This window comes from Siminovitchia sediminis, from assembly GCF_042680885.1.
GTDB lineage: Bacteria > Bacillota > Bacilli > Bacillales > Bacillaceae_C > Siminovitchia > Siminovitchia sediminis.
Window position 1 is genome coordinate 1 of sequence record NZ_JBHUEO010000094.1, and the last position, 1,002, is coordinate 1,002.

At 47.6% G+C, this 1,002-nt stretch carries 1 protein-coding gene; it reads left to right on the plus strand.

Features of this window, described 5'->3' with window-relative positions:
* Nucleotides 1-1,002, plus strand: a 1,002-nt coding sequence (gene istA / locus ACFSCZ_RS17665) for an IS21 family transposase (protein WP_380775827.1), incomplete at both ends; no start/stop codon positions are given.

The window sequence follows — 1,002 nt, forward strand, 5'->3', positions numbered from 1 at the left end:
CAAGTCCCCCAGGAAAATGTTCAAAAGAAGAGCGGCATGATGTACGAAGAGCCATGGGGGGAGATTGTCTCTGACTGGCTCGCTGAAGATGAGAAGCTGAAGAGAAAGTCAAGGAGGACCAACAAGAAAATCTTTGAGGAGCTTCAGAATATGGGGTTCACCGGTTCCTATCGCACGGTCTGTTACTTCATCAAAGATTGGCGTGAAGGCAAGGAAAAGGGCGATGAGGACAGGGATCAGAATGCGGAACGGCTACATCATCCGCCGGCTGAGGCACAGGTGGATTTTGGGATGACAGAAGCAGTAAAAGATGGGAAGGTCATCGATGTGCATTGCCTACTTCTGACTCTCCCTTACAGCAACGCAGCCTATTGCGTGCCATTGCCCAGTGAAAATCAGGAGTGCTTTTTATATGGGCTACAGACAATCTTCCACCAATTGGGCGGCGTTCCCAGAAAGGTCCGAATTGATAACCTGAAGGCGGCAGTAATTCGGCCCAGGGGAAAAAATGAGGAAGCAACATTTACAGAAGAGTTCCTCCAGTTTGCCGGCTTTTACGGATTTGAAGCGCAGGCCTGTAATCCGCGGAGCGGACATGAAAAGGGGAATGTGGAAAACAAGGTGGGGTATCTCCGTTATAATTTTGTGACACCGGCACCGGTGATTCAGAGTTTTGAACACTTGGGGGAGATTCTGAAAGAGTGTCTGACAAAGGACCGTGAACGGATTCACTATGAGAAAGGAATCTCTATCCAAGAATTGCTGGATCAGGAGTTTCCATTCCTTTTGGCCCTGCCAGATGAGGAGTATCCCATTTTCAAGAAAGAGACAGAGAAAGCGAATAAATACGGGGAGATCACCATCGACCAGGCCAAAATACATATTCCCAAAGGGTATAACTTTGGACAGCTTCACGTAGTAAAGTACTGGGACAGATTCAAGGTACTTTCTCCTTATGGGGAAGTTCTGTTTACGGATTATCGCCCTTATATGCATAAAGGG